3 protein-coding genes are annotated in these 2,971 nt (G+C 73.4%); 1 reads left to right on the forward strand and 2 read right to left on the reverse strand.

The genetic code is table 11. The features are described 5' to 3' along the window. Both ABD308_RS32760 and ABD308_RS32765 read right to left on the reverse strand, forming a co-directional pair. On the reverse strand, window positions 1-1,463 hold a 1,463-nt coding region (locus ABD308_RS32760), incomplete at its 3' end, for a WXG100 family type VII secretion target (protein ID WP_344343165.1). A 43-nt stretch (window positions 1,464-1,506) separates the two neighbouring features. Continuing rightward, a complete protein-coding gene (locus ABD308_RS32765) occupies window positions 1,507-2,031 on the reverse strand; it encodes a hypothetical protein (protein ID WP_344343167.1) in 525 nt (174 codons plus the stop codon). A 412-nt stretch (window positions 2,032-2,443) separates the two neighbouring features. Here ABD308_RS32765 and ABD308_RS32770 point away from each other — a divergent pair. Continuing rightward, the coding region (locus ABD308_RS32770; RefSeq protein WP_486327043.1) for a YjjA family protein at window positions 2,444-2,971 on the forward strand (528 nt) is incomplete at its 3' end.

A 2,971-nucleotide genomic window follows, 5' to 3' on the forward strand; every position in this document is an offset into this window, starting at 1 on the left:
CTGCCGCCCGGGGTGAACTCCCCGCCGGCCACCGGCCCCTTCGCCCCGCCGACCACACCACCGACGGTCGAGCTGTAGCCCCGACCGCGCGAACCGCCGACGGCACCACCGCCGTGGCCGCCGCCACCCGGGTGCATCCCGCCACCCGGGCCGCCGAAGCCGCCTCCGCCGCCGGGTCCGCCGGCCCGGCCCTGGGCCGCCTCGCGCGCCCCGAACACGTTCCCACCGTTGGTCGGGACCGGACCGCCGCTCTTGCCCTGCGGGTTCCCGCCCCCGAAGGGGCCGGTCCGGGCCACGGGAACGGGGCCACCGCCGCCGCCCTTCAGCGGGACGGTTCCACCGGTGAACGGACCGGTGCCGCCCATCGGGACCGGTCCGCCGCCGGGGAAGGGGCCCGTCCCCCCGCCCGGAACACCGGGCTGCCCGGGGCCGCCGCCCTGGGGGTACGGCGACACGGGTCCACCGCCGTTCGGCCCCACCGGACCGGTCTGCCCGGGCAGCGTCGGCACCGACGGCAGGCTGTCCAGCCCGGTGCTGGGACGGTCCCCGGGGAACGTGACCGGCGGGGTTCCCACCCCGGGCGCGTTCGGGTCGTCCGGCAACGGCACCGAACCCGGACCACTACGCGGCGGGATCGGCGTGCCGTGACCCGGCGCCTGCGGCGCGTCCGGCACCGATGTCCTCGGACGCGGCGTCACGGAACCACCGCCACCGCCGCCGTAACCACCACCGACAGGTTGGCTGTGACTCCCGCCGACGTAGCCTCCGCCAGCGAACCGGCCACTTCCACCGGAACCCGTACTACCTCCACCGCCGTCGATCGGCACCTCACTGAGGCCTTCGCGATCACCGCCACCGCCCATCCCCGGCAGCTCGGGCAGCTTGAGACCGTTCAGCTTGGTGGTCGCCGCCTCGTACGCCTGCCCCAGCTTCTCCATCTGGTGGATGGCTTCCTGGTGCGCGGTGTCCACCCGCTTCTGAGCCGCCGCCGCCTCCGCGTAGGAGACCCAGGTCGGGTCCTCCTTCTTCATGATCGCGTCGGTCGTCGCGGTCGGGTTGCCGAAACCGGCGATGCTCAACGGCGAGGGCTTCAGGCACGGTTGCGTGGCGTGCCGCTTCACCGTGTCGATGTCCTTGGCGGGCACCTCCGGCACGCCGGTCTTGGCGCCGCTCAGGGCCTCGCCGGCCTGGACCATCGCGTCGCCGGCGCCCTTGGAGTACTCGCTGATCATGGCGGCCGACTTGTTCAGGTTGCCGGCCCAGGTCTTGAAGTTCTCAGCGGCCGGCCCTTCCCACTGGATCTGGCCGACGTGGGCGGCCAGCGCCCGGCTGAGGTCTTCCAGTACGCGTCCGGCGTCCTTGAGCTGGTTGCCGCGGCTGGTCACCTTGGTCGGATCGCTGCCGGCGACCATCCCCTTGAGCTGAGGGTGCTCGATCCCCTCGAAGTTCGTTCCGCCTGCCATCAGTTGCTCCCCGTTCCAACGAAGCGAACACGCACGACGATCATCAGTACGTGCCGGTCGCCGACGGCATCCCGCCAGGTCCGCCGTCCGCGTTCTTCGCGACCGCGTTGACCGCCGTCGTCTGGTGCTCCTCGTTGCTGCCGTAGCTGCCCGCCGTCTGCGCGACCGCCTGGCTCATCTTGTCGATCTGCTCCGCGAACGCCTTCGAGAGCTGCGCGATCGCCGCGTGGGTCCGGTCGTACGCGGCCATCAGGTCCGTGGACTCGTGGAAGCCGGTGCCGAGGTTGCCGGCGGTCAGCTTCTGTTCCTTGATCTTGTGCTGAGCCGCCTCCGAGCCCTCCAGCGAGGCCAGGAGCGCGTCGACCTTCTTCTTGAACGTGGTCAGCGTGTCGAGCTCTACCTTGACGTCCTGGGATCCGAACGCCGCCACCAGCGCGGTGGCGCTGACGTCGACCTGGACCTGTCCGACCACACGACCGATCCAGCTGTTGTCGAGCGTCCACGGCTTCACCTCGCCGTTGGGGCCGTCCGCCCAGCCCGCGCCTCCCGGTCCAGCCTCGCCTGGCACAGCAATCCACCTCTCCCCCGTGCGCGGCGCGTCCCGCAGGTCTCCGCGCCGTGACGCGCCGTCAACTACTCGTTCCTACAGCCTTCCCGTACGGGCCTGACGGACGCGGGGTGTGGGCCCCGCACCGTCCCGCCCGGCGAAACCGTCCGCCCTTTGGGACGGACGGCGCCTCGTTCATCGTAGCCACCGCCCCCGTCGGACCGGCAGGGCCCATGGCCCGCTTGTACGCGATCGGTACGAACTTGACACGTGGCGGGCCGGTGGTCGCCGGTAGACTGGCGGGGGTCCGGTTGTTCCGGACACGACCTCATCTGCCGCGCAGCGTCGCACAGCAGCGACCCTGGCCGCCCCTCGCCCGCCCGGTGCGGTACCGGTCGGGCCCGGTGGCCCCGGTGCGGATCGGATGGTTCACGTGAGCCGCAATCCCGTGGTGGACGCCCCCTGGTGGGCGCGGGCCGTGCGTCCGGCGAGGGTGGTGCCGCCGGTGGCGCCGATGGTGCGGGCCGCGCTCGGCATGGCGGTGGCGCTGGCCGCCGGTGTGCTGGCGGGCCGGGTGGATCTGGGGGTGTTCGCCGGGCTCGGCGCGATGCACGCCACCATGAACGACCGGGTCGAGCCGGGTCGGCTGCGGGCCCGGCGGATCGTCACCGCGGTGTCCGCCTCGGCGTCGGGGATGCTGCTGGGCACCGCTCTCCAGCACGCGCAGGCCGGCCCGTTCGCGCTGGGTGCGGCGCTCACCGTGACGGCGTTCGCCTCCGGGGCGTTGAGCGCGACGGGTCCGCGCGGTTCGGCGGCGGGGCTGTTGCTGCTCGTCTCGGCCGCGCTCGGCAGCGGCATGCCGCTGCCGCACCCGTGGTGGGCGGCGGCGCCGATGGTGCCGGCGGGTGCCGTCCTGGTCCTGCTCCTCGGCCTGCCGGCGCGCGGCCGCCGTACGCCCGCC

The sequence above is a fragment of the Kitasatospora putterlickiae genome (assembly GCF_039527695.1).
Taxonomy (GTDB): Bacteria; Actinomycetota; Actinomycetes; order Streptomycetales; family Streptomycetaceae; genus Kitasatospora; species Kitasatospora putterlickiae.